Here is a 20,609-nt window from a genome sequence, read left to right as displayed (position 1 = left end):
GCGCGCTTGCCGCCGCGCAGCTTGGGACTCTGTCCGGGGAGCTGCCGTGACCACCCCCGTCGTGATCGCCGCGCGGCGGACTGCCATCGGCAACGCCTTCGGCGCCCTGCGCGGGGTGCCGGTGGACCAGCTCGCCGCGCCCGTGCTGCGCGCCGCCCTCGACGACGCCGGTCTGTCCACTGTGGATGACGTGGTGCTGGGGAACGTGTTCGGGCCGGGCGGGAACCCCGCGCGGGTCGCCGCGTTGCGGGCGGGCCTCGCGGTGCCCGGGGTGACCGTCGACCGGCAGTGCGCGAGCGGTCTGGCCGCCATCACCCTCGCGGCGGCGATGATCCGCGCCGGCGAGGGGGAAGTGTTCCTCGCGGGCGGGGTGGAGAGCGCGTCGACCGCGCCGTTCCGCGCCTGGCGGGTGGACGGGAGCAGCGAGCCGGGCGAGTTCTACACGCGGGCGCCGTTCGCGCCGGCGGAGATCGGCGATCCGGACATGGGTCCGGCGGCCGACCTGGTCGCCGCGGAGGCCGGAATCTCGCGGCAGCGGCAGGACGCCTTCGCCGCGCGCAGCCACGCCCGCGCGGTCGCGGCGCAGCGGACGGGCCGGTTCGACGCCGAGATCGTGCCGGTGGCCGGGGTCGTGCGTGACGAGCGGCCGCGCGACGGCTTCACCGAGGCTCGGCTGGCCCGGTTCCGGCCCGCGTTCACCCCGGACGGCACCGCGACGGCGGCGAACTCGTGCGGGATCAACGACGGCGCGGCGGCGGTGCTGATCGTGAGCGAGCGGGTGCAGCGGCGGCTGGGGGTGCCGGGGCTGCGGCTGGCCGCGTCTGCGACCTCGGCGGTGGACCCGAACCGGCTCGGCCTCGGCGCGGTGCCCGCCATGCGGCGCGTGCTGGACCGGCGGCCGGACGTGGTCGAGTTCAACGAGGCGTTCGCCGGGCAGGCACTGGCGTGCCTGAACGCGGCGGGGATCGACGAGGAGGTCGTGAGCCCGGACGGCGGGGCCATCGCGCTGGGTCACCCGTGGGGAGCGTCGGGCGCCGTGCTGGTCGTGCGGCTGTTCGGCACACTGGTGCGGCGGCGGGCCGGGACGTGCGGGCTGGCCGCGCTGTCCGCCGGCGGCGGTGTGGGTGTGGCGACGAGGTGGGAGACGGGATGATCGAGTTCGAGGGCGTCGGGCACGCGTACGGCTCGCGGGTCGTGCTGTCCGATGTGGACTTGCGCATCCCGGAGCGGCGGGTGGCTTTCGTGGGCGCCAACGGTTCCGGCAAGTCCACGCTGGCGCGCACGATCAACGGACTGGTGGCCCCCACGGAAGGCCGCGTGCTGGTCGACGGGCTGGACCCGGTGCGCGAGGGCCGGGCGGTGCGCAAGCGGGTCGGGTTCTTGTTCACCAACCCGGACAGCCAGATCGTGATGCCCACCGCCGGTGAGGACGTCGCGTTCTCGCTGCGCCGCAGTGGGCTGTCCAAACCGGAGCGCGCGGCGCGGGCCGCGGAGGTCCTGGCGCGCTACGGTCTCGGCGACTACGTGGACCACCCGGCGCACCAGCTGTCCGGCGGGCAGAAGCAGTTGCTGGCGCTGTGCGCGATGCTGGTGCTCGAGCCGGACATCCTGGTCTGCGACGAGCCGACGACGCTGCTGGACCTGCGCAACAAGCGCCGGTTCGCCGAGACCCTGGCCGGGCTGCCGCAGCAGGTGGTCCTGGTGACGCACGACCTGGAGCTGCTCGGTGGTTTCGACCGGGTCGTGGTGCTGGACGCGGGCCGGGTCGTGGCGGACGACGCGCCCGGGCCGGCGCTGGCCTGGTACCGGAAGCTGACCGCGTGAACGCCTGGTACGAGCCGGGGACGAGCGTCCTGCACCGCACCCCGGCGGGGGTGAAGTTCCTGGTGCTGCTGGCGCTCGCCGTGGTGATCTTCGTGTTGCGGTCGCCCGTGTGGCTCGGGGTGCTGTGCGCGGTCGCGGTGGCCGGTTACGCCGTGGCGCGGGTGTCCTGGCGGCGGTGCTGGGGGTTGTTGCGGTCGCTGGGGCTGCTCGTCGCGGTGGTGTTCGCGTTGCAGTGGTGGCTGCTCGGGCTGGAGCCGGCGGTCGTGGTGTGCCTGCGGATCGTCGCCGCGCTGGCCGCCGCGAACCTGGTGACGGTCACGACCCGCGTCGACGACCTGGTGACCGCGATCGAGCGCGGGCTGGGCCCGCTGCGGCGGTTCGGGGTGCGGCCGGACCGGCTCGGGCTGCTGGTCGGGTTGACGCTGCAGGCCGTGGCGACGCTGACCGGCATCGCCGGCGAGGTCCGGGAGGCGGCCAAGGCGCGCGGCGCGGACCGCTCGGTGGTCGCGTTGACCGTCCCGTTCCTGGTCCGGACGCTGCGGCACGCCGACGAGCTGGGAGAGGCGCTCGCCGCCCGCGGCGAGGGTGACCGCTGACGCGTCACGGGGTGATCGTGGACCGCTGGGTGAGTGGTGGGATCGCGGGTCGCTGTCCTGGCCGCCTGGTCACGGGCGAGGCCGTGGTGGTTCGCCGTAGCAGGTGGGGAGGGTGACCGCTGACGCGTCGCGGGGGTGATCGTGGGCCGCTGGGTGAGTGGTGGGATCGCGGGTCGCTGTCCTGGTCGCCTGGTCACGGGCGAGGCCGTGGTGGTTCGCCGTAGCAGGTGGGGAGGGTGACCGCTGACGCGTCGCGGGGGTGATCGTGGGCCGCTGGGTGAGTGGTGGGATCGCGGGTCGCTGTCCTGGTCGCCTGGTCACGGGCGAGGCCGTGGTGGCTGGCCGTAGCAGGTGGTGGGGGTGATGGCTGACGTGTTGCGGGGGATGATGGCCGGCCGGCGGGCCCTGGTGGCCGCCACGGCAGGTGGTGGCGGTGATCGGTGACGTGTCGCGGGGGTGATCGCGGGCCGCTGTCCTGGCCGCCGGGTGGCCGGGGCCTGGTGGCCGCCACGGCAGGCAGCGGGGGTGATGGCTGACGCGTCGCGGGGGATGATCGTCGGGCTCTATTCTGGGCCGGTGACCGACGAGGCCCCCGGTGGCCGCCGCAGCAGGCTGGGCCAGGCGTTGCGCGAGGTCGATCGGCGGGAGAGCCTGCTCCGCACCGCGCGGTTCGTGCGGCGGCTCGCGCCCGGCGACAGCGAGATGGGCGACCCGCTGTCCACCGCCGGTCGGCTCCCATCGCACCGGCTGGCGCGCGCCCTGGCCGACAACCCGGAGCCGAGCGTGCTCCGCGAGCTGGGCCTGACCGCGGTCCAGGTGTGGCAGGCGTTCACCGACTCCCGGCGCGCCACCGAGACCGCGGATATCACGATCCTGTTCACCGACCTTGTGGGCTTCTCGACGTGGGCGCTCGAAGCCGGGGACGACGCCGCGCTCCGCCTGCTGCGCGAGGTCGGGCGCGTGAGCGAGCCCGAGATCACCCGCCGCGGTGGCCGTGTGGTGAAACGCCTCGGCGACGGCCTGATGGCGGTCTTCGCCGAGCCGGAAGCCGGGGTCGAGGCGGCGGTCGGGGCGTGCGCGCGGGTCGCCGAGCTGGAGATCTCCGGGCACCGGCCGAGCCTGCGGGCGGGCCTGCACGCCGGGACGCCGCGCAAGGTGGGGCACGACTACCTGGGCGTGGACGTCAACGTGGCCGCGCGGGTGGCGGACGCCGCGGGCGGCGGGCAGGTCCTGATCTCGGCCCCGGTGCGGGAGGCGCTCGACCCGGAGCGCTTCGAGGTGCGCCGCAAACGCTGGTTCCGCGCGAAGGGCACGCCCCGGGACCTGGAGATCTTCGCGGTCGAGCCGCGCTGACACCGGCGGCCGGTGGACGCCGCAGATGGGGACACGGCGCCCACCGGCCTTGTCGCGGCCCGGAACCGGACCGTCATGGGGCGGACCCACCGCGGGTGGCCGCCCGTCGTGGCGCGGACTCACAGAGGGTGGCCTCCACCGCGGGACCTACCGCGGGTGGCGGCCGGTCGTGGCGCAGACCCCGTCGAAGGCGGAGGCCCGTGGTGGGGTGGACCCGTCGAAGGCGGAGGCCCGTCGTAGGGCGGAGCCGCCGGGGGTGGCCCCCACAGCGGGTGGACCCGCCGAAGTGGTGGCCCGTCGTGGTGGACCCGCCGAGGTGGTTGGCGGTCGTGGGGCGGATCCGCCGAGGTGGTGTCCCGTCGTGCGGCGGAGCCGCCGAGGGCGGCGGGCCGCAAGGGGTTTGTCCGGATTGGTCGGTGTGGGATCCTCCTTGGCTTGGCTTGGCTTGGCTTGGCTTGGCTTGGCTTGGCTTGGCGTGGCGTGGCGTGGCGTGGCTTGGCATGGGGCGTGACCCTGATCAGGCCCGGCCTCGCGCGATCAGGTCCGGCCGCCGACCGAGCCCGCCTCACCGGCCCCGCCGCGCCGAGGCTCACGCTGGGGCGCCGCCGGCGAGGAGGGGGTCGTTGCGGACCCACAGGACCGGGCCGACGCATCGCCAGTCGCCGGGTTGCCAGCGGCCGAAGGTCTGCCCGGCGATGCCCGCGGCCTGGCAGAAGTAGGCGCTGCCCAGGTCCTGCACCGGCGCCCAGCCGGTCTCCTGGGCGGATGCGGGCGCCTGCGTGGGCACCGGCGCCGAGTCGGTCTCCTGGGCGGATGCGGGCGCCTGCGTGAGCGCTGGCGCCGAGTCGGTCTCCTGGGCGGACGCGGGCGCCTGCGTGAGCGCCAGCGCCGAGCCGAGGGTGGCGACGGCGATCAGGCTCCGGATGACGTTTCGCTTCATGACTCCTCCACGAGTGTGTTCACAGCGAGTCCCACCACCAGGCGATGGCGGGGATGGGCACGGGGTCTGCGCACGGGTCCGACGGCGCGTCGGCCCAGCGCGGGTCCTCGCCCGGGCCGGTGTAACCGTGGTAGCGCGGCACCCGCAGCGCCCAGTCGGTGTTGCCGCGGATCGCGTGGCCCAGCCCGTCCAGGTAGGTCCGCAGCGCACCACTGACCGGCCGGGCCGCGACCTCCGACCGCAGCAGCTGGAACCGGCTCATCACGCGGTCCCGCAGCGCGTAGGCCCGCGCCACGGCTTCCTCCGCGCCGAGCCCGTGCCGCGCGCGCAGCACGTTGATCAGGTTGATGCCGGTCTGGTCCTCCTCTTCCTCCTTCCGGTAGGAGTGCAGGTCGTTGTCCCACGAGGCGACGAGGATCGTCATCTCGGTGAGCGCCCGCACCGCAGGTGAATCCATTTCCGCGGCCGGAACCTCCTGCCCCGCGGCGATTTCGAGCATCGCCAGCGTCGGCGGCCCGCCCGCGCTGTTCAGCCGGATCGCGGTGTACTCGGCCAGGTCCGGCATGCGCCCGCGGCCCTGGCAGGCGATCTGCCACGCCACCCCGAACAGCCAGGCGCGGTGGGCGTCGGCGAAACGGCGCACCTGCACAGGCGTCGCGCACGCCGCGAACGTGCGCCCGATGTCCTGCAGTGCCAGGACCAGCGGATCGCCGTCCGGTGGCGCGTGCCACGGGGTCTCCAGCGCGCGCTGCACCTGCCCGGCCATCACCAGGAACTCGTGCGGCGAGTGCGCGTACTCACCCGAGTCGCACCGGGCGTCGTCGAACGCGAAACCCCAGTACACCCAGCGCGCCGCGGCCTCCACGTTCTCCGTGATCCCGTCCGGGGCGAAGCGGGCGTAGAACTCGGCGCTGTTCGTGCCCACCACGCGCATCCGCTCGGTCTCGTCGCGGTAGAAGCGGACCCGGTCCAGCCAGGCGATGGCGCGTTCCTCGATCAGCTCGACGTCGGGGTGGATCCGCGACTCGACCGGGCAGAAGAACGGCCGCAGCTCGACGGTGGTCACGACGGTACCGCCGGTTCGCCGAACCGCACGGTCTCCACCGCCGTGACCCGCTCCTCGACCGTCACCGGGCCGAGGCCGCCCAGCGCCGCGACCAGCCGGTCCACCAGCTCGGGCGGCGCCGAGGCGCCCGCCGTCACGGCGACCGTGGCGGCGGTGCGCAGCCAGGCGAACCGGATGTCCTCGCACCGGTCGACCAGGTGCGCCGGCTTCCCCTGGCGGTGGGCCAGCTCCACCAGGTGCCGCGAGTTGGCCGAGTTCGCCGAGCCCGCGACCAGCAGCAGGTCCGCCTCGTCCAGCACCGCTCGCACCGCGGCCTGACGGTTGGTCGCGGCGTAGCAGATGTCGTCCGACCGCGGCCCGCGCAGCGCCGGGAACCGCTCCCGCAGCGTGTCGACCACCTCGGCCGTCTCGTCGACCGCCAGCGTCGTCTGCGTCAGGTAGGACACCCGCGACGGATCCGGCACCCGCAGCCCCGCCACGTCGCCCGCGGTCTCCACGACCACCGTCGACTCCCGCGCCTCGCCCGCGGTGCCGACGATCTCCTCGTGGTCGTGGCGCCCGATCAGCACCACCGTGTCACCGCGCCCCGCGAAGCGCCGCGCCTCGGCGTGCACCTTCGACACCAGCGGGCAGGTCGCGTCGACGACCCGCAGCGCTCGCTCCCGGGCGTGCGCGCGCACCGACGGCGGCACCCCGTGCGCGGAGAAGATCACCAGCTGCCCGCGTGGCACCTCGTCCAGTTCGTCGACGAACACCGCGCCGCGCGCGGCCAGATCGTCGATCACGTGGGTGTTGTGCACGATCTGCTTGCGCACGTAGACCGGCGGGCCGTGCTCGGCCAGCGCCCGCTCCACGGTGCGGATCGCCCGTTCGACACCCGCGCAGAACGAGCGCGGCGCGGCCAGCAGCACCACGCGCGGCCGCATCGCCTGGGCCGCCGCGGCCAGCTCCGCACGGATGGCCTCGCCGTGTCCCGGGCGGAGGTTCCCGGTGTTGAGGTGTCCCACTCCGAGGGCAGGCCCCGGCGGACCGGCAGGCGCGCCTGCCCAGTCCGGGGCCAAGGCCGCTCGGCCGCCGGGCGGGATCCCCGGTGGCGGGCCCGATCCGGCGAGGACGACCCCGTCGGCGACCCGCAGCCCGCGGCGCCGCAGTCCCCCGGCGAGCAGGGGAGCGGCCGGGCACGGTTCGGTGCCGTCACGCCAGCGGATCTCGTGTGGCACCAGCACATCGGCGCCGGGCGCGGCGAACAGCGGCACCACTTTCCCGGTGCGGATGGGGACGGTCATGCGGTTCCTCCTGTTCCGCCCATTTCGGGCGGCGGTGCGAGCGCAGCGGAAAATGCTGGCAGACAAAGGATTTCGGGTTTCCGGTGATCGCCGGACAACTCAACGGTGCCCGAAGCGCGGGTCCGGTTTCAAGCCCGCGGCGCAGCTTCATTCGAACGAGTTTTTGTTTCCGTTGCGCCGCAACGGGTTCGCTGCGCCGCTGGGTTGTTCACCGTCCGCGATGAGGAAACCCGAATGCTCGCTCACAAGGTCGGCCCCGGCTCCCGGAAGTGTGGTGCGGCGAATTCGCCGTTTCACCCGTCCGCTCCGGTGCTACTTCTCCGACCGCGTCTTTCCCCAGCAATCGAGGAGAATTCATGTCGACTCGGCTCGCCGATGTGACCGCACCCCCGCGACCGCGCGCCCCGGCGGAACCGGACTTCGGCCGGGCTCGGGAGGAGGTCGACGCCGTCCTCGGCGAGTTCCTCGACGCGCAGTCCCGCGATCCGGCCGACCGCTGCCTGCCGCCGCTGGTCGACCTGCTGCGCGAGTTCGTCCGCGACGGCAAGCGGCTGCGCCCCCTGTTCTGCCACTGCGGATGGCTCGCCGCGGGCGGTGACCCGGCCGGCGCAGCGGTCGCGCGGGTCGGCGCGGCGCTGGAGCTGTTCCACTCCTTCGCGCTCATCCACGACGACGTCATGGACGGCTCCGACCTGCGCCGCGGCCGCCCCTCGATGCACCGCCGGCTCGCCGCGCGGTACCACGGCGACGACCCCGATGCGGCCGCGCGCTTCGGGGTGAACGCCGCGATCCTGCTCGGCGATCTGTGCCTGGCCTGGGCCGACGAAATGCTGCTGACCGCGGGCCTGGACGAGGACGACCTGCGGCGGGCCGCGCCGGTGCTGCACGCGATGCGCAGCGAGGTCATGGTCGGCCAGTACCTCGACCTCGGTGGCGAGTGGACCGAGGACGTGCTCGACCGCGCCTGGCGCGCGCTGCGCCTGAAAACCGCCGGATACACCGTGGAACGGCCGTTGCAGATCGGGGCCGCGCTCGCCGGGGGCGGCCCCGATCTGCTGCGCTGGTGCACCGCCTACGGCCGCCCGCTCGGCGAGGCGTTCCAGCTGCGCGACGACCTGCTCGGCGTGTTCGGCGAACCCGGCACCACCGGCAAGTCCGTGCTCGACGACCTGCGCGAGGGCAAGCAGACCGTGCTGATGGCGCTGACCTGGCGGCGCGCCCGGCCGGGGCAGCGCGAGGTGATCCGGCGGCTGCACGGCGATCCGGAACTGGACGCCGACGGCGCGGCGCGGCTGCGGGCCGTCATCTCCGACACCGGTGCCGAGGACGCGGTCGGCGAGCTGATCGAGGCCAGGGCGCGCGAGGCGCTCGCGGCGCTGGAGGCGGCGGACCTGCCCGCGACGGCCCGCCGCGCCTGCGCGGAGCTCGTGCGCCAGGCCACCCGCCGCACCCGCTGACCGGGAAGGGAGATCCGGTGTCCAAATCGGACTACGTGTTGCAGGCGGTGAACCTGCACAAGTCTTTCGGGGCGCGCCACGTGCTGCGGGGCGTCGAGTTCGGGCTGCGGCCCGGCGAGCTGCTCGGCGTCCTCGGCGAAAACGGGGCGGGCAAGTCCACCCTGCTGCGCATCCTCGCCGGAGTGTTGCGCGCCGACCGCGGCGAAGTGGTGCACCGCGGCAGGCTCGGCTACTGCCCGCAGCGGATCGTCGTGAACGACGAGCTGACCGTGGGCCAGCACCTGCGGTACTTCCAGAGCGCCTACCACCTGGAGGACCTGACGGTGGCCGAGTCGGTCGCCGAACGGCTCGGGCTCACCCCGTTCCGGCACGTCCGCGCCGGGGTGCTCTCCGGTGGCACGCGGCAGAAGCTCAACCTGACGCTGGCGCTGATGCACGACCCGGACGTGGTGCTGATGGACGAGCCCTACCAGGGGTTCGACTGGGAGAACTACCTGACGTTCTGGACGCTGACCGACCAGCTGCGCGCGCAGGGCCGGTCGGTGCTCGTCATTTCGCACCTGGCGCACGACACCGAACGGTTCGACCGGCTGCTGCGGCTGACCCGCGGCCAGGTCGAGCCCACCGACGCGATGGCCGGCGCCGAACTCGAGGCCGCGTCATGACCGTCGGTGAGCTGGTGGACCGGGCACGGCGCTGGCAGGCCGGGATCGCGGACTCGACGACCTGGCACGCCGCGCTGCTCAAGGCGATCGCGTTCGAGGTCGCGCAGCACGCGCGGAACCGGCTGGCGCTGCTGCTGGTGGTGTTCTTCATCCCGTGCTGGCTGGCGATCGTGCGCACGGTGATCCCGTCGCGGCCGATCGAGTACCAGTCGCGGATCGCGCCCGCGCCGATCACTGTCGACGCGAGCGAGCTCGCCCTGATCTCCGGCGCGCTGAACGCGCTCACGCTGATCATCGGGTTCATGTTGTTCGCGTCGGTGCGGCGGGCGCGGGAGTTCGACCAGCGGCTGGTGCTGGCCGGGTTCCCGCGGCCGGTGCTGCTGCTGGCGAAACTGGCGGGGCTGGTGCTGGTCGCGACCGTGGTGTCCGGTTACGCGAGCATCGTGATGGGGTTCTACTGCGATCCGCGATCCGGCGGGATGCTGTTCCTGAGCCTGCTGTCGGCGGGGCTCACCTACGGCGGGCTCGGGGTGGCGCTCGGGGTGGCGGTGCCGACCGAGCTGGCCGGGATGTTCGTGATCATCATGGTCAGCCTGGTCGACGTGATGGTGCAGAACCCGGTGATCAACCCGGGCAAGGACCAGGCGGTGCTGCGGTTCCTGCCCACGTACGGGCCGATGCAGAGCGGGGTCGCGGCCACGTTCACCGCCTCGGCGTCGTTCGGGTACCTGATGCTCGGGCCGCTGTGGCTGCTCGTGTTCGCCGCGTTCGGGCTGGGCGCGTTCTACCTGCGGACCAAGGACCACTCGCGGCACACGGGCGGCCCCGGCGAGCCGGAGGCGGCGGTGGTGACGGTGCGGCTGCGGTCGGACGGAACGCTGGAGGTGGAGTCGCGGCGCGGGCCGGTGATGGTGTGCACGGAGCAGCCCGCGCCGCTGCGGATGCCGGAATGGCTGCCGCTGTCGGAGAAATCGCTCGGCTCGGCCAGCGCGGCGCCAGGTGGTTGACGCTCGGGTGCGGATCAAGCCCGCTCGGCGACCAGTTCCAGCTCCAGGTCGAGGTGGCGCCCGGTCATGCCCTTCATCGCCGTCACGCCGAACGCGTAGCGATCCACCCGGCTGTGCGCCCGCACCCGCAGCCGCGGGCCCTCGGTGACCGCCGAGTCGACGTGCACGTCCAGTGGGCCGCTCGTGCCACGCACCGTCAGCGTGCCGCGCAGGACCCAGCCCAGGCCGTCCCGCTCGACCGCCGTCGACGCGAACACGATGTCGGGGTGCCGGTCGGTCTCCAGGTACTGCCCGGACCGCACCGTGCGGTCGCGGGTGGCGTTGCCGGTGTCGATGCTCGCCGCGTCGATGGTGGCCACCACCCCGGACTCGGTCACCGGATCGGCGACCGTCACCCGCCCCTCGCGCAGCCGGAACGTCCCGCGCACCGGGCCGAGGCCGAAGAAGTGCCGCGTGGTGAAGGACAGTCGTGAGCCGGTGGCGTCGATGCGGTAGGCGCCCGCGGCGGGGATCTCGATCGTGCTGGAAGCCGTCATGGCCGCCAGTCTGGCGGAGATCCACCAGCCGCGCGTCGGCCGACGGTGTCGACCGATGTCGACTTTGGTCGCTGGTCGTCCCGGCTCCCGCACCCGTACGCTCCTCCACGTGCACGGCGAGTTGCTCTGCGAGCGGGGGAGGACGGCGCTGACCGTCGCCGCCGCGGCGGGATTCGCGGCGACGGCGGCGGGGGAGATCGTCTCGGGTGTCCGGGGCGCGCCGCTCGTCGCGGATCTCGTCGTCGGCGTCCTCGGCTGCGTGCTGGTGCCGCTGCTGTTCCGGTGGCCGGTGCCCTCCGCGGTGGTGCTCATGGTGCTGACCGCGTTCGTCCCGACCGCGACGCCGCCGGCGAGCATCGGCGTCGTGCAGATCGCGCGGCGCGGTCCGCTGGCCGTGGCGGTGGGGGTCGCCACGGCCGGTGTCGCCGGCCACCTCGTGCGCGGACTGTGGCGGCCGACGCCCGGCCTGCCCTACGAGTGGTGGGTCGTGCTCGTGGTCCTCGGGCACGCCGCGCTCGTCGGCGGCGGCGCGCTCGCCGAAGCCCGCCGCCAGCTCATCCTGTCGCTCACCGAACGCGCCCGCCGCGCCGAGGCCGAGCAGGGCCGCCGCATCGCCGAGGCCCGCGCGGCCGAGCGCACCCGCATCGCCCGCGAGATGCACGACGTGCTCGCGCACCGGCTGTCGCTGCTGGCGACCTACGCCGGGGCGCTGGAGTACCGGCCGGACAGCTCGCCGGAACGGATCGCGCAGGCGGCCGGCGTCATCCGGGCCACGGTGCACCAGGCGCTGAACGAGCTGCGGGACGTGATCGCGCTGCTGCGGGACACCGACGAGGACCCGGACGGCCCGCTGCCGACGCTGGCCGGGCTGTCCGAGCTGGTCGAGGAGTCACGCGCGGTCGGCACGCCGGTCGAGGTGCGGGACACGCTCGACGCGGCCGCGGTGCCCGGCACGACCGGCCGCACGGCCTACCGCGTGCTGCAGGAGGCGCTGACCAACGCGCGCAAGCACGCCCCCGGCAGCCCGGTCCGCGTCGAGCTCGGTGGCGCGCCCGGCGCGCGGCTGCGGATCGTGGTGTCCAACCCGGTGTCCGGCGCCGCGCCCGGGCCGGGTGGCGGGATCGGGCTGGTGGGGCTGACCGAGCGGGTGCGGCTGGCCGGCGGGCGGCTGGACCACGGTGCGGTGGCGGGGGAGTTCCGGCTGGCGGCGGAGTTGCCGTGGCCGGCGTGACCCGCGTGCTGATCGTCGACGATGACGCCCTGGTGCGGTCCGGCCTGACGATGATGCTCGACGGCGCGCCGGGCATCGCCGTGGTCGGGCAGGCCGGTGACGGCGACGAAGTGCCCGCCGCGCTTGACGCGCACCCCGCCGACGTCGTGCTGATGGACATCCGGATGCCGCGCCTGAACGGGATCCTCGCCACGCACCGGACGCGCGCGCGGCCGAACCCGCCCGAAGTCGTCGTGCTGACCACGTTCGACACCGACGAGAACGTGCTGCGCGCCCTCCGCGCCGGGGCGAGCGGGTTCCTGCTCAAGGACGCGCCGCCCGCGGAGATCGCCGACGCCGTGCGCCGCGTGGCCGCGGGAGATCCGATCCTGTCCCCGCGCATCACGCGACGGCTCATGGACCGGGCCGCGGTCGAAGCCGGGTCCTACGAACGCGCCCGCGCCGCCTTCGCCGCGCTCAGCCCACGCGAGCACGAGGTCGCCCTCGGCGTCGGTCGTGGACTGACGAACGCCGAGATCGCCGCCGAGCTGTTCCTCAGCGTGGCGACCGTCAAAGCACACATCACCCGGGTGCTGTCCAAATTGGACGCGGGCAACCGGACCCAGATCGCGCTCATGGCGCACGACGCCGGTTTCTGTTGAGGCGCCTCAGCGTTGGACGACCCGGAACGTCTTCAGCTGCGGGTCCGCGGGGTCGGGCAGGTACATGCCGGCGTCGAGGCCGCTCAGCAGGTAGTCCACGACGGGCCGGGTGATGACCTCGCCCGGCGCCACCGCGGGCACTCCCGGCGGGTACGGGCTGATCACCTCCGCGCACACCCGCCCGATCGCCTCCTCCGGCGGCACGTCCTCGGTGGGGCCGAAGAACGCGTCGCGCGGCAGCATCGCCTGCTCCAGCTCCAGTTCGCCCGGCTCGGGCAGGTCGACCGGTTTGGCGGGTCGGATTTCGCCGGCGCGCTCCGCCAGGTCGCGGATCGCGGTGAGCAGCCGTCCGGTGGTCTCCTCGTCGTCGGCGATCGTGATCTGCGCGGCCATCCGCCGGTGGTCGGACAGTCCCATGTCGAGCCGGTGCTGCTCGCGCAGCCATTCGCTCGCGTCGTAGCCGGACCGGTCCAGCTCCACGAGGTCCAGCACGATCTTGAGCGGGTCGTGGTCGTCGGCCAGCCGCGGCCCGACCAGGTCGTCCCGCTCCATCACGCGGATCCCGGGGATCGCGGCCAGTTCCGCCCGCACCGACGCGGCCAGTTCGAGCGCGCGCCCCAGCAGCTCCTCGCCGTGCTGCACCATCTGCCGCCGCCAGCCGTCGAGCCCGGCGAAGATCAGCGCGCTGGGGCTCGTCGTGCCGAGCAGGTCCGCCCGTGACGCCAGCGCCTGCGGGTCGATCCGCTCGCCCCGCAGGTGGAACACCGAGCCCTGCTCCAGGCCGCAGCCCATCTTGTGCACGCTGGTGACGCACATGTCGGCGTCGGCGTCCATCGCCCACGACGGCAGGTCCGGGTGGAACGGGAAGTGCGCGCCCCACGCCTCGTCCACGATGAGCGGCACGTCGTGGTCGTGGCACACCCGCGCGGTTTCCCGGATCGCGGCGCACCCGCCGTAGTCGGTGGGCGTGATCAGCAACATCCCCTTGGCGCCCGGGTGCGCGGCGAAGGCGTCCCGCACGTCCTCCGGCCCCGGCGGGTGCGCGAGATGGAACCGCCCGTCCCACCGCGGGTGCACCCACACCGGGCGCACGCCGCTGATGATCAGCCCGGCCACCACGGACTTGTGCGCGTTGCGGGACACCAGCAGCTCGTCGCCCGGCCCGGCGACGGCGAGCATCGCGCTCTTCACCGACAGCGAGCTGCCGCAGGTGGAGAAGTAGGCTTCCTCGGCGTCCACCGCGTCGGCCATCAGCTCCTCGGCTTTGGCCAGCACGCCCTGGGACATGCGGCGGTCGTCGAGGCCGTTCATGAGGATGATGTCCGAGGCGAACACGTCCCGGCCCACGACCTCGGCCAGCCGCGGGTCGATGCCGCGCCCCTGTTTGTGCCCGGGCGGGATGAACCCCAGGTGACCGCGCTCGCGGTACCGCTGGATGGCTTCGATCACCGGCGCCTGCGCATGATCCACGCGGCGGGGATTCCCCCTGCGGGCCAACGGCAAACTCCGTCCCCACCCCCGGAAAGGTGTCCCCCGTTCATGGGATTCCGCGTGGCGGCCACTGCTGGCCGCGTGTTAATTTCCGACTCGCCGTGGCTGTGCACGACGCTGGAGGGGAACGTATGTGTGCCAAGCCTGTTCCGGGCGCCCGATGAGCGACCGGACACCCATTTTCGACGACGTGGTCGCCGCGATCGGGCTCGACTGGTCCGAACTGCAGGCCGACGAGGTGACGTCGGCCGCCGAGGGGGTCGTGGAGGAGGCCGTCTCGTGACCCGGCCGGGTTCCGATCGCGTGGAATCCGGCGTTGCGGTGGCGGAGGCAGGCGGGAGCCGCCATTCTGCGAGCATGGCGGACGGGACCGAAGCCGGGCCGGGCGAGCTCTTCTGGCAGATCGTCGAAGTGCTCCACGTACCGCGTTCGCTCGCCGAGCGGGAGCTCGCGCGCTCGCGCTCCGACGTCGCGAACGGCATCGTCCGGCCGGGTGATCCGGCCGAGCCCTACGCGCTGGCCTGGCGGCGCATCCGCAGCCAGTGGGCCGGGCAGAACCTGGCCTGACCGGCCGCGGCGGGCCAGGACGATCCGCGCGGCCATAAACAACGGCCTCACCATCCGCGGGGGTCGTCGCGCCTGCCGCCCCGCGCGAGGGCTACCACCTGCTCCAGCGGGCCCGCCTTGATGGCGAGCACGAGGTCGTCGCGGCGGCCCGCGGCGATGGCGCGGCCCACGATCTCCTCCGAGCCCGGGCAGAAGTCGGTCGATCCCTGCTCGGCGGCGAAGCTCACCGGCCTGGCCACCCCCGTCGCGCGGATCGCACTGGACACCCCCTCGGCGGCGGCGAGCGGCAGAACCTGGCCTGACCGTCCGCGGCGGGCCAGTACGATCCGGTCCATGAAGATCGACCGCCCGCTGCTGTTCGCGCCGCAACGCTGGGAGTGGGGCGGTCTGGACGCGGTGTTCTCCACCGCGGCGCCCGCCGACGAGCTGGTCACCAACATCCACGTCGCCGGTTTCGTCGGCGACCGGATCGTCGTGTGCCGCGACGAGCGGTACGGCTGGTTCCTGCCCGGCGGCACGCGGGAGGCGGGGGAGAGCATCGGCGAGTGCGTCGCCCGCGAACTGGCCGAGGAGGCCGGCGCCCGCCTGACCGGCGAGCTGCGGTGGATCGGCGCCCACCACTGCGTCAGCGACCGGCCCGAGCCCTACCGGCCGCACCAGCCGCACCCGGAGAAGGCGTGGCTGTGGTGCGCGGCCGAGGTGGAGATCGTCGGCGAGCCGGGCAATCCCGATGACGGCGAGCAGGTGGTGGAGGTCCGCCTCGCCGCGGTCGCCGAGGTGCAGGCGCTGCTCGGCGCGAGCGCGGACTGGATGCCGGACCTGATCGCGCTCGCCGTGGAGTCCCGCGGCTGAAGACATCCGCCCCGCGGGCCTTCCCCGCGCGGTCGATCTCCCTTAACGTGCGCTAAGCAAGGTTCCGGCGGCGGCCGGGACGGGCGAACGGAAGGGGTGTTGCGACATGGAGGTCGGCAACGCGGTCGCGCTGGTGACCGGTGGCGCGTCGGGGCTCGGGCTGGCGACGGTCAAGGAGCTGCACGGCAAGGGCGCGAAGGTCGTCATCGTGGACCTGCCCTCGTCGCAGGGCGAGGCGGTGGCCAAGGAACTGGGCGACGGGGTGGTGTTCGCCGCGGCCGACGTGACCGACGAGGCCCAGGTTTCCGCCGCGCTGGACGCGGCGGAGGCGCTGGGCACGCTGCGGATCGCGGTCAACTGCGCGGGCATCGGCAACGCGCACAAGACCGTGGGCAAGCAGGGCGCCTTCCCGCTGGACGCGTTCGTCAAGGTCCTCAACGTCAACCTGGTCGGCACGTTCAACGTGATCCGGCTGGCCGCGGAGCGGATCGCCAAGACCGAGCCGGTGGGCGAGGAACGCGGCGTCATCGTCAACACCGCCTCCGTGGCGGCGTTCGACGGGCAAATCGGGCAGGCCGCCTACTCGGCGTCCAAGGGCGGCATCGTCGGGATGACCCTGCCGATCGCGCGGGACCTGGCGAGCCTGAAGATCCGCGTCGTGACGATCGCGCCGGGGCTGTTCCACACGCCGCTGTTCGCGACCCTGCCGGAGGAGGCGATCGCGTCGCTGGGCGCTCAGGTGCCGCACCCCTCGCGGCTGGGCGACCCTGCCGAGTTCGCGGCGCTGGCCCGGCACATCGTGGAGAACCCGATGCTCAACGGCGAGACGATCCGCCTCGACGGCGCCATCCGCATGGCCCCGCGCTGACCCGGCACGCGGCGGCGGCGCCCCGGCCCGCCGCCGCGTCCCGTTATCGTTTTCCGGTGACCTCTTCGATGGGCTGGACATGACGCGACCCGCGGGCGCGTGGCGGGAGTACGGACCGCTCGAACTGACCCCGATCCTGGCGGCCGCCCTGGAAGCCTTCTACGAGCAGGGCTTCCACGGCACCCCCGTGCGGGACATCGCGCGGCGGGTCGGCCAGACGGTGCCCGCGCTGTACTACCACCACGAGAACAAGGAAGGCGTGTTCACCGCGCTCGTCGAGGAGGCCACGAGCGACCTCGACTGGCGGGTGCGGCAGGCCGTCGAGGAGGCCGGCGAGCGGCCGGACCTGCAGCTGGTCAACGCCGTCGAGGCGATCGTGCTGCACATGGCGCACCGCACCCGGCTCGCCGCGCTGGACTTCGAGCTGCGGCACCTGTCCCCGGCCAACCGCAAGCGGTACGCCGCGCGGCGCAAGGAGATCGAGGTCCTGGTCACGCGGATCGTCTCCGACGGGGTGGCCGAGGGGCTGTTCGTCGCGAAGCGGCCCGCGGAGACCGCGCGGGCGCTGCTGGGCATGCTCCAGTCGATCGGCCGCTGGTACCACCCGGACGGCGGCCCGCTGTCGCCGGACGAGCTGGCCGAGCGCTACGTCGACATCGCGCTGATGACCGTCGGCGTGCACAAGCGGCCCGCGGCACGGCCGCGGCGGAGGGCCCGCTCGGCATGACCGTGGGGATCGCCGCTCTCGCCGACGGCGCCGCGCACGACCCGCTCCTGGACGACGCCGGTCAGGTGCGGCGGCCGCTGGTCGTGGTCGACCTCGACGAGCCCGTGCCCGCCGACGTCGTCGAAGCCGCCGCACGGACGGCGCGGACGTGCGAACGGATCCTGGTCGGTGCCGCCTGCCGCCCGGTCGACGACGAGCGCTGGGCGCTGGCCGACGCCCTCGACCTGACGTTCGCGGCCGACGGCTGCGGTAGCGGCCCCCAGTTCGCGGCGAGCGACGACCCGGCGGGCGACGCGGAGGTGCTGCGGCAGGCGGCCGAGGCGAACCCGCAGGCGGCGCTGGTGCTGAGCCAGGTGCTGCGGGCCAGCGGACGCCTGGACGTCGCCGCCGCGCTGGACGTCGAGTCGTTCGCCTACTCGACGCTGCTCGGCGGGCCGGAGTTCGCGCGCTGGCTGAGCGGGCGCGGAAACCGGCCACTGCCGCCGCCCGCCGCCGAACCGCCGGTGCTCCTGGCTCGCGACGGCGACCTGCTGCGCGTGACGCTCAACCGGCCCGACCGCCGCAACGCCTACGGCCGCGAGCTGCGGGACGCGCTCGTCGACGCCTTGCGGGCCGCTGCGGTGGAGGACTGCCGGGTCGTGCTGGACGGAGCCGGTCCCGCGTTCTGCTCGGGCGGCGATCTCGACGAGTTCGGCACCACCCCGGACCTGGTCACCGCGCACTTCCTCCGCACCAGGGCCGGAGCCGCGCGGGCACTGCACGCGATCGCCGGGCGCGCGGAGGTGCGCGTGCACGGCGCGTGCGTCGGCGCGGGCATCGAGCTGGCGGCGTTCGCCGGCCGCGTGGTGGCGCACGCGAACACCGTGTTCCGGCTGCCGGAGGTCGCGATGGGCCTGATCCCCGGCACGGGCGGCACGGTGAGCGTGCCGCGCCGGATCGGCCGGTGGCGCACGCTGTGGCCGGCGCTGTCCGGGCGGCCGCTGAGCGCGGTGACGGCGCTGGACTGGGGCCTGGTCGACGCCATCGAGGACGGTTTCTGACCGCTTTGCCGCCTAGCGTTCCCGTCATGACCGACCGCGTTTCGTGGACCGCCGTCCAAGCCCGCCGCCTCGACCGGCACTTCCTGTCCCGCCCCGCGGCGAGCCCGGCGGACGCCGTCGCCGCGATGTGCGGCGCGCACGCCCAGGTCCGCACCGCCGCGGAGGTGTCGGCCGCCCTGCGCACCGGCGGCACCGCGGACGACGTTCGCGATGCGGTCGCCGACCACACGCTGATCCGCACGTTCGGCCCGCGCGGCACTGTGCACTTGCTGCCGGCGCGGGATCTGGCCCGGTGGACCGGTGCGCTGCCCGCGGTCCCGCAGCGTTCGACCATGCCGTCCGCGGTGCGGCTCACCGACGACCAGACCGATCGCATCGTCGGGGCCGTCGCGGACGTGCTCGCCGACGCCGAACTGACCGCCGACGAACTCACCGGCGCGGTCGTCGACCGTGTCGGCCCGTGGGCGGGTGACCTCGTCATGCCGGCGTTCCAGGGGTTCTGGCCGCGCTGGCGCCAGGCACTGGCGACGGCCGCGCACCGGGGCGCGCTGTGCTTCGGCCGCGACCGCGGGCGGCAGGTCACCTACACCAGCCCGCGCCGGTGGCTGCCCAGGTTCCGGCCGGAAGAGAGGGAACCCGCGCTGACCGGCGTGCTCGCCCGCTACCTGCACGCCTACGGGCCGGCCACGCCCCAGCACTTCGCGCGCTGGCTGTCCGCTCCGGTGGAGTGGGCGTCGGCGTTGTTCGCCCGCGCCGGCCTGCGCCCGGTCGACCTCGACGGCGAGCGCATGTGGTTGAACGCCGACGACACCCTGCCGGGTAGGCGGACGGCGCCCGCGCTGCGGCTGCTGCCACTCTTCGACGCCCACGTCGTCGGCAGCTTCCCGCGGGAACTGCTCTTCCCCGGCGTGGCCGCGCACCGGTGCCTCGCCCGCGGGCAGGCGGGCAACTTCCCGGTGCTGCTCGTCGACGGCGTGGCAGGCGGGGTGTGGCACCAGCGCCGCTCCGGCCGCGCGGTCCACCTCACCGTCGAACCGTTCGCGCCGCTGAGCGCCGCGCACCGGCGCGAGCTGGACGAACAGGTGACCCGGCTGGGGGAGGTCCTCGGCCGTGAGCCGCGGCTGACCATCGGGCCGGTCACCGTCGGCGCGCACGCCTGAGGTCAGCGGCGCGGATCGACGTGGATCTTCGGCGCGCCGCCCGCGGGCCGGTCGCCGGCGAGCACCGCGGCCACTTCGCCGAGCCCGACGGTCGCGGCGACCAGCGGCACCGGGTCGACCGCGCCGCTGGCGTAGTGCTCGATCGTCCCGGCCAGGCCGGGGGAGGCCGAGAGCACGCCGACCGCGGTGACGTCCTTCAACACCAGCAGGCGCGTGTCGAGCAGGCTCGGCCGCCCGGCCAAGCCGATGTAGACGACCCGGCCGCCCGGCTCGACCAGTTCCACCGCCCTGGCAGGCAGCTCCGGCGCCCCGGACGCGTCGATCACCGCGTCGAACGGCAGCCCCGGCAAGCGGTCCGGGGACCAGGCGTCGCGGAAACCAAGCGAGCGGGCGAACTCCAATGAGGCGGCGGCGGCGCCCAGCAGGTGCACCTCCGCGCCGGCCGCGCGGGCGAACATCGCGCACAGCAGGCCGATCGTGCCCGGGCCGAGGACGAGCACCCGGTCCCCGGGGCGCGGATTCGCGCCACGCACCGCACGCAGCGCGTTGCCGCCCGGCTCGACCATCGCCCCCGCGGCCGCCCCGACCGCGTCCGGCAGCGGGTGCAGCGCGGTCACCGGCACGGCGAGGCGTTCGGCCAGCGCGCCCGGCCGCCCGCCGCGGATCCCGATCTCGGTGCGGGTCTCGCACAGGTGCTGGCGGCCGCCGCGGCACCGGCGGCAGGCGCGGCATCCGAGCATCGTGTCCCCGGTGACCCGCCTGCCGATCCAGGCCGGGTCGACGCCGTCGCCGGATTCCACGACCGTGCCGCACCACTCGTGCCCCAGCCGCATGGGATACCGGGCGTGCCCGTCGTGCAGGTAGGGCATGCTGCCGTCGAAGAACTCCGCGTCGGTGCCGCAGATCCCGGCCCGCGCCACGGCGACGACCACCTCGCCCGGCGCGGCGGACGGCGGCTCGACCTCGACCACGCCGCCCTCGCCGGGAGCGGTGACCACGAACGCGCGCATGGCCCCGAGCCTAACCGGGAAGATCCACTGTGGACGGCAATGGGCACAAAGTCCTCACTTTGAGGACTTCCGCCTTGCCAGGAACGGTCTTCCCGGGCGCATACTGGAGGAGCACGTGCGGGTGCTCGGGGCACCGCACGGCGGGGAAAGCGGGTTCCGTCGGGGGATGGCGCCCGCGGGAGGTCGATGCCCGGCCGGTCGGGGCCACAGGGCAGGCGGTCTCCGACGGCGGGCCGGCTTGGGGAAGCCGGCCCGCGGGTCTTTGTTCCGCGCGGTGACCGGCAGCCGCGGA

General features: G+C 74.3%; 23 protein-coding genes. 16 read left to right on the top strand and 7 right to left on the bottom strand.

Annotated features, from left to right (window positions below):
* The first annotated feature begins 46 nt into the window (after nucleotides 1-46).
* The 4 genes from ABZ215_RS28795 (at nucleotide 47) to ABZ215_RS28780 (ending at nucleotide 3,773) form a co-directional block, all read left to right on the top strand.
* Entirely contained in the window at nucleotides 47-1,153 is a 1,107-nt protein-coding gene (locus ABZ215_RS28795) for a thiolase family protein (RefSeq protein ID WP_354953025.1), read from the top strand.
* Nucleotides 1,150-1,824, top strand: a complete 675-nt coding sequence (locus tag ABZ215_RS28790) for an ABC transporter ATP-binding protein (RefSeq protein WP_354953023.1) — start codon at nucleotides 1,150-1,152, stop codon at nucleotides 1,822-1,824. The genes ABZ215_RS28795 and ABZ215_RS28790 overlap by 4 nt, the downstream gene beginning before the upstream one ends.
* Entirely contained in the window at nucleotides 1,821-2,420 is a 600-nt protein-coding gene (locus tag ABZ215_RS28785) for an energy-coupling factor transporter transmembrane component T (RefSeq protein WP_020420547.1), read from the top strand. The genes ABZ215_RS28790 and ABZ215_RS28785 overlap by 4 nt, the downstream gene beginning before the upstream one ends.
* Before the next feature lie 576 nt (nucleotides 2,421-2,996).
* Nucleotides 2,997-3,773 carry an adenylate/guanylate cyclase domain-containing protein gene (locus ABZ215_RS28780; protein WP_354953020.1) on the top strand — a complete coding sequence of 259 codons (777 nt, stop codon included), beginning with the start codon at nucleotides 2,997-2,999 and terminating at the stop codon, nucleotides 3,771-3,773.
* 589 nt (nucleotides 3,774-4,362) lie between these two features.
* Here the strand turns inward: ABZ215_RS28780 and ABZ215_RS28775 are convergent.
* Genes ABZ215_RS28775 through ispH form a run of 3 tightly spaced genes read right to left on the bottom strand, consistent with a single transcriptional unit; the run spans nucleotide 4,363 to nucleotide 7,065 of the window.
* Nucleotides 4,363-4,713, bottom strand: coding sequence for a hypothetical protein (locus ABZ215_RS28775; RefSeq protein ID WP_354953019.1), 351 nt, complete (start codon nucleotides 4,711-4,713; stop codon nucleotides 4,363-4,365).
* A 19-nt stretch (nucleotides 4,714-4,732) separates the two neighbouring features.
* On the bottom strand, nucleotides 4,733-5,779 hold the full coding sequence (locus tag ABZ215_RS28770; RefSeq protein ID WP_354953017.1) for a hypothetical protein: 1,047 nt from the start codon (nucleotides 5,777-5,779) through the stop codon (nucleotides 4,733-4,735).
* A complete protein-coding gene (gene ispH, locus ABZ215_RS28765) occupies nucleotides 5,776-7,065 on the bottom strand; it encodes a 4-hydroxy-3-methylbut-2-enyl diphosphate reductase (protein WP_354953015.1) in 1,290 nt (429 codons plus the stop codon). Before ispH ends, ABZ215_RS28770 begins: the two co-directional genes overlap by 4 nt.
* Before the next feature lie 356 nt (nucleotides 7,066-7,421).
* Here ispH and ABZ215_RS28760 point away from each other — a divergent pair, with 356 nt between their 5' ends.
* Genes ABZ215_RS28760 through ABZ215_RS28750 form a run of 3 tightly spaced genes read left to right on the top strand, consistent with a single transcriptional unit; the run spans nucleotide 7,422 to nucleotide 10,194 of the window.
* Complete coding sequence (locus ABZ215_RS28760) at nucleotides 7,422-8,522, top strand: polyprenyl synthetase family protein (RefSeq protein WP_020420543.1); 1,101 nt, start codon at nucleotides 7,422-7,424, stop codon at nucleotides 8,520-8,522.
* A 17-nt stretch (nucleotides 8,523-8,539) separates the two neighbouring features.
* Entirely contained in the window at nucleotides 8,540-9,187 is a 648-nt protein-coding gene (locus ABZ215_RS28755; RefSeq protein ID WP_020420542.1) for an ABC transporter ATP-binding protein, read from the top strand.
* The gene (locus ABZ215_RS28750; RefSeq protein ID WP_354953013.1) at nucleotides 9,184-10,194 is read left to right on the top strand and encodes an ABC transporter permease; all 1,011 of its coding nucleotides are present in this window, start codon (nucleotides 9,184-9,186) and stop codon (nucleotides 10,192-10,194) included. Before ABZ215_RS28755 ends, ABZ215_RS28750 begins: the two co-directional genes overlap by 4 nt.
* Nucleotides 10,195-10,208: 14 nt before the next feature.
* Here ABZ215_RS28750 and ABZ215_RS28745 read toward each other — a convergent pair whose 3' ends face one another.
* Complete coding sequence (locus tag ABZ215_RS28745; RefSeq protein ID WP_354953011.1) at nucleotides 10,209-10,730, bottom strand: YceI family protein; 522 nt, start codon at nucleotides 10,728-10,730, stop codon at nucleotides 10,209-10,211.
* 109 nt (nucleotides 10,731-10,839) lie between these two features.
* Here ABZ215_RS28745 and ABZ215_RS28740 point away from each other — a divergent pair, with 109 nt between their 5' ends.
* A complete protein-coding gene (locus ABZ215_RS28740; protein WP_354953009.1) occupies nucleotides 10,840-11,961 on the top strand; it encodes a histidine kinase in 1,122 nt (373 codons plus the stop codon).
* Entirely contained in the window at nucleotides 11,949-12,602 is a 654-nt protein-coding gene (locus tag ABZ215_RS28735) for a response regulator transcription factor (protein WP_354953007.1), read from the top strand. Before ABZ215_RS28740 ends, ABZ215_RS28735 begins: the two co-directional genes overlap by 13 nt.
* A gap of 6 nt (nucleotides 12,603-12,608) precedes the next feature.
* On the opposite strand, the gene ABZ215_RS28730 is transcribed toward ABZ215_RS28735, so the two are convergent.
* Nucleotides 12,609-14,072: an ornithine decarboxylase gene (locus ABZ215_RS28730; RefSeq protein ID WP_354953005.1), complete on the bottom strand. Its 1,464-nt coding sequence runs from the start codon at nucleotides 14,070-14,072 to the stop codon at nucleotides 12,609-12,611.
* 181 nt (nucleotides 14,073-14,253) lie between these two features.
* Here ABZ215_RS28730 and ABZ215_RS28725 point away from each other — a divergent pair, with 181 nt between their 5' ends.
* On the top strand, nucleotides 14,254-14,376 hold the full coding sequence (locus ABZ215_RS28725) for a hypothetical protein (RefSeq protein WP_272883148.1): 123 nt from the start codon (nucleotides 14,254-14,256) through the stop codon (nucleotides 14,374-14,376).
* Nucleotides 14,377-14,450: 74 nt separating this feature from the next.
* The gene (locus ABZ215_RS28720) at nucleotides 14,451-14,660 is read left to right on the top strand and encodes a hypothetical protein (protein WP_020420535.1); all 210 of its coding nucleotides are present in this window, start codon (nucleotides 14,451-14,453) and stop codon (nucleotides 14,658-14,660) included.
* Nucleotides 14,661-14,707: 47 nt separating this feature from the next.
* Here the strand turns inward: ABZ215_RS28720 and ABZ215_RS28715 are convergent, their stop codons facing one another.
* The gene (locus tag ABZ215_RS28715) at nucleotides 14,708-14,995 is read right to left on the bottom strand and encodes a hypothetical protein (RefSeq protein ID WP_354953003.1); all 288 of its coding nucleotides are present in this window, start codon (nucleotides 14,993-14,995) and stop codon (nucleotides 14,708-14,710) included.
* On the opposite strand from ABZ215_RS28715, the gene ABZ215_RS28710 reads away from it, so the two are divergent.
* The 5 genes from ABZ215_RS28710 to ABZ215_RS28690 all read left to right on the top strand — a co-directional run bounded on the left by ABZ215_RS28710 (nucleotide 14,994) and on the right by ABZ215_RS28690 (nucleotide 19,307).
* The gene (locus ABZ215_RS28710; RefSeq protein WP_354953001.1) at nucleotides 14,994-15,512 is read left to right on the top strand and encodes an NUDIX domain-containing protein; all 519 of its coding nucleotides are present in this window, start codon (nucleotides 14,994-14,996) and stop codon (nucleotides 15,510-15,512) included. The two genes, ABZ215_RS28715 and ABZ215_RS28710, sit on opposite strands and share 2 nt — an antisense overlap.
* A 106-nt stretch (nucleotides 15,513-15,618) precedes the next feature.
* Nucleotides 15,619-16,380, top strand: coding sequence for a 3-hydroxyacyl-CoA dehydrogenase (locus tag ABZ215_RS28705; protein WP_237337825.1), 762 nt, complete (start codon nucleotides 15,619-15,621; stop codon nucleotides 16,378-16,380).
* A gap of 79 nt (nucleotides 16,381-16,459) precedes the next feature.
* A complete protein-coding gene (locus ABZ215_RS28700; RefSeq protein ID WP_354952999.1) occupies nucleotides 16,460-17,107 on the top strand; it encodes a TetR/AcrR family transcriptional regulator in 648 nt (215 codons plus the stop codon).
* Nucleotides 17,104-18,147, top strand: coding sequence for an enoyl-CoA hydratase/isomerase family protein (locus tag ABZ215_RS28695; protein ID WP_354952997.1), 1,044 nt, complete (start codon nucleotides 17,104-17,106; stop codon nucleotides 18,145-18,147). Before ABZ215_RS28700 ends, ABZ215_RS28695 begins: the two co-directional genes overlap by 4 nt.
* 26 nt (nucleotides 18,148-18,173) lie before the next feature.
* A complete protein-coding gene (locus tag ABZ215_RS28690) occupies nucleotides 18,174-19,307 on the top strand; it encodes a winged helix DNA-binding domain-containing protein (RefSeq protein ID WP_354952995.1) in 1,134 nt (377 codons plus the stop codon).
* 2 nt (nucleotides 19,308-19,309) lie between these two features.
* On the opposite strand, the gene ABZ215_RS28685 is transcribed toward ABZ215_RS28690, so the two are convergent.
* A complete protein-coding gene (locus ABZ215_RS28685; protein ID WP_354952993.1) occupies nucleotides 19,310-20,317 on the bottom strand; it encodes an alcohol dehydrogenase catalytic domain-containing protein in 1,008 nt (335 codons plus the stop codon).
* Between the last annotated feature and the right edge of the window lie 292 nt (nucleotides 20,318-20,609).

Source organism: Amycolatopsis sp. NPDC006131 (assembly GCF_040614175.1).
In the GTDB taxonomy this organism is placed as follows: domain Bacteria; phylum Actinomycetota; class Actinomycetes; order Mycobacteriales; family Pseudonocardiaceae; genus Amycolatopsis_E; species Amycolatopsis_E tucumanensis.
This window is presented reverse-complemented; position numbering and strand designations above follow the sequence as displayed.

What these genes read in the sequence shown, in the direction of transcription:
- ABZ215_RS28790 (WP_354953023.1), top strand. Translation starts at nt 1,150, where the DNA reads ATGATCGAGTTCGAGGGCGTCGGGCACGCGTACGGCTCGCGGGTCGTG.
- ABZ215_RS28775 (WP_354953019.1), bottom strand. Translation starts at nt 4,713, where the DNA reads ATGAAGCGAAACGTCATCCGGAGCCTGATCGCCGTCGCCACCCTCGGC.
- ispH (WP_354953015.1), bottom strand. Translation starts at nt 7,065, where the DNA reads ATGACCGTCCCCATCCGCACCGGGAAAGTGGTGCCGCTGTTCGCCGCG.
- ABZ215_RS28760 (WP_020420543.1), top strand. Translation starts at nt 7,422, where the DNA reads ATGTCGACTCGGCTCGCCGATGTGACCGCACCCCCGCGACCGCGCGCC.
- ABZ215_RS28750 (WP_354953013.1), top strand. Translation starts at nt 9,184, where the DNA reads ATGACCGTCGGTGAGCTGGTGGACCGGGCACGGCGCTGGCAGGCCGGG.
- ABZ215_RS28745 (WP_354953011.1), bottom strand. Translation starts at nt 10,730, where the DNA reads ATGACGGCTTCCAGCACGATCGAGATCCCCGCCGCGGGCGCCTACCGC.
- ABZ215_RS28725 (WP_272883148.1), top strand. Translation starts at nt 14,254, where the DNA reads ATGAGCGACCGGACACCCATTTTCGACGACGTGGTCGCCGCGATCGGG.
- ABZ215_RS28720 (WP_020420535.1), top strand. Translation starts at nt 14,451, where the DNA reads ATGGCGGACGGGACCGAAGCCGGGCCGGGCGAGCTCTTCTGGCAGATC.
- ABZ215_RS28710 (WP_354953001.1), top strand. Translation starts at nt 14,994, where the DNA reads ATGAAGATCGACCGCCCGCTGCTGTTCGCGCCGCAACGCTGGGAGTGG.
- ABZ215_RS28715 (WP_354953003.1), bottom strand. Translation starts at nt 14,995, where the DNA reads ATGGACCGGATCGTACTGGCCCGCCGCGGACGGTCAGGCCAGGTTCTG.
- ABZ215_RS28705 (WP_237337825.1), top strand. Translation starts at nt 15,619, where the DNA reads ATGGAGGTCGGCAACGCGGTCGCGCTGGTGACCGGTGGCGCGTCGGGG.
- ABZ215_RS28700 (WP_354952999.1), top strand. Translation starts at nt 16,460, where the DNA reads ATGACGCGACCCGCGGGCGCGTGGCGGGAGTACGGACCGCTCGAACTG.
- ABZ215_RS28695 (WP_354952997.1), top strand. Translation starts at nt 17,104, where the DNA reads ATGACCGTGGGGATCGCCGCTCTCGCCGACGGCGCCGCGCACGACCCG.
- ABZ215_RS28690 (WP_354952995.1), top strand. Translation starts at nt 18,174, where the DNA reads ATGACCGACCGCGTTTCGTGGACCGCCGTCCAAGCCCGCCGCCTCGAC.
- ABZ215_RS28685 (WP_354952993.1), bottom strand. Translation starts at nt 20,317, where the DNA reads ATGCGCGCGTTCGTGGTCACCGCTCCCGGCGAGGGCGGCGTGGTCGAG.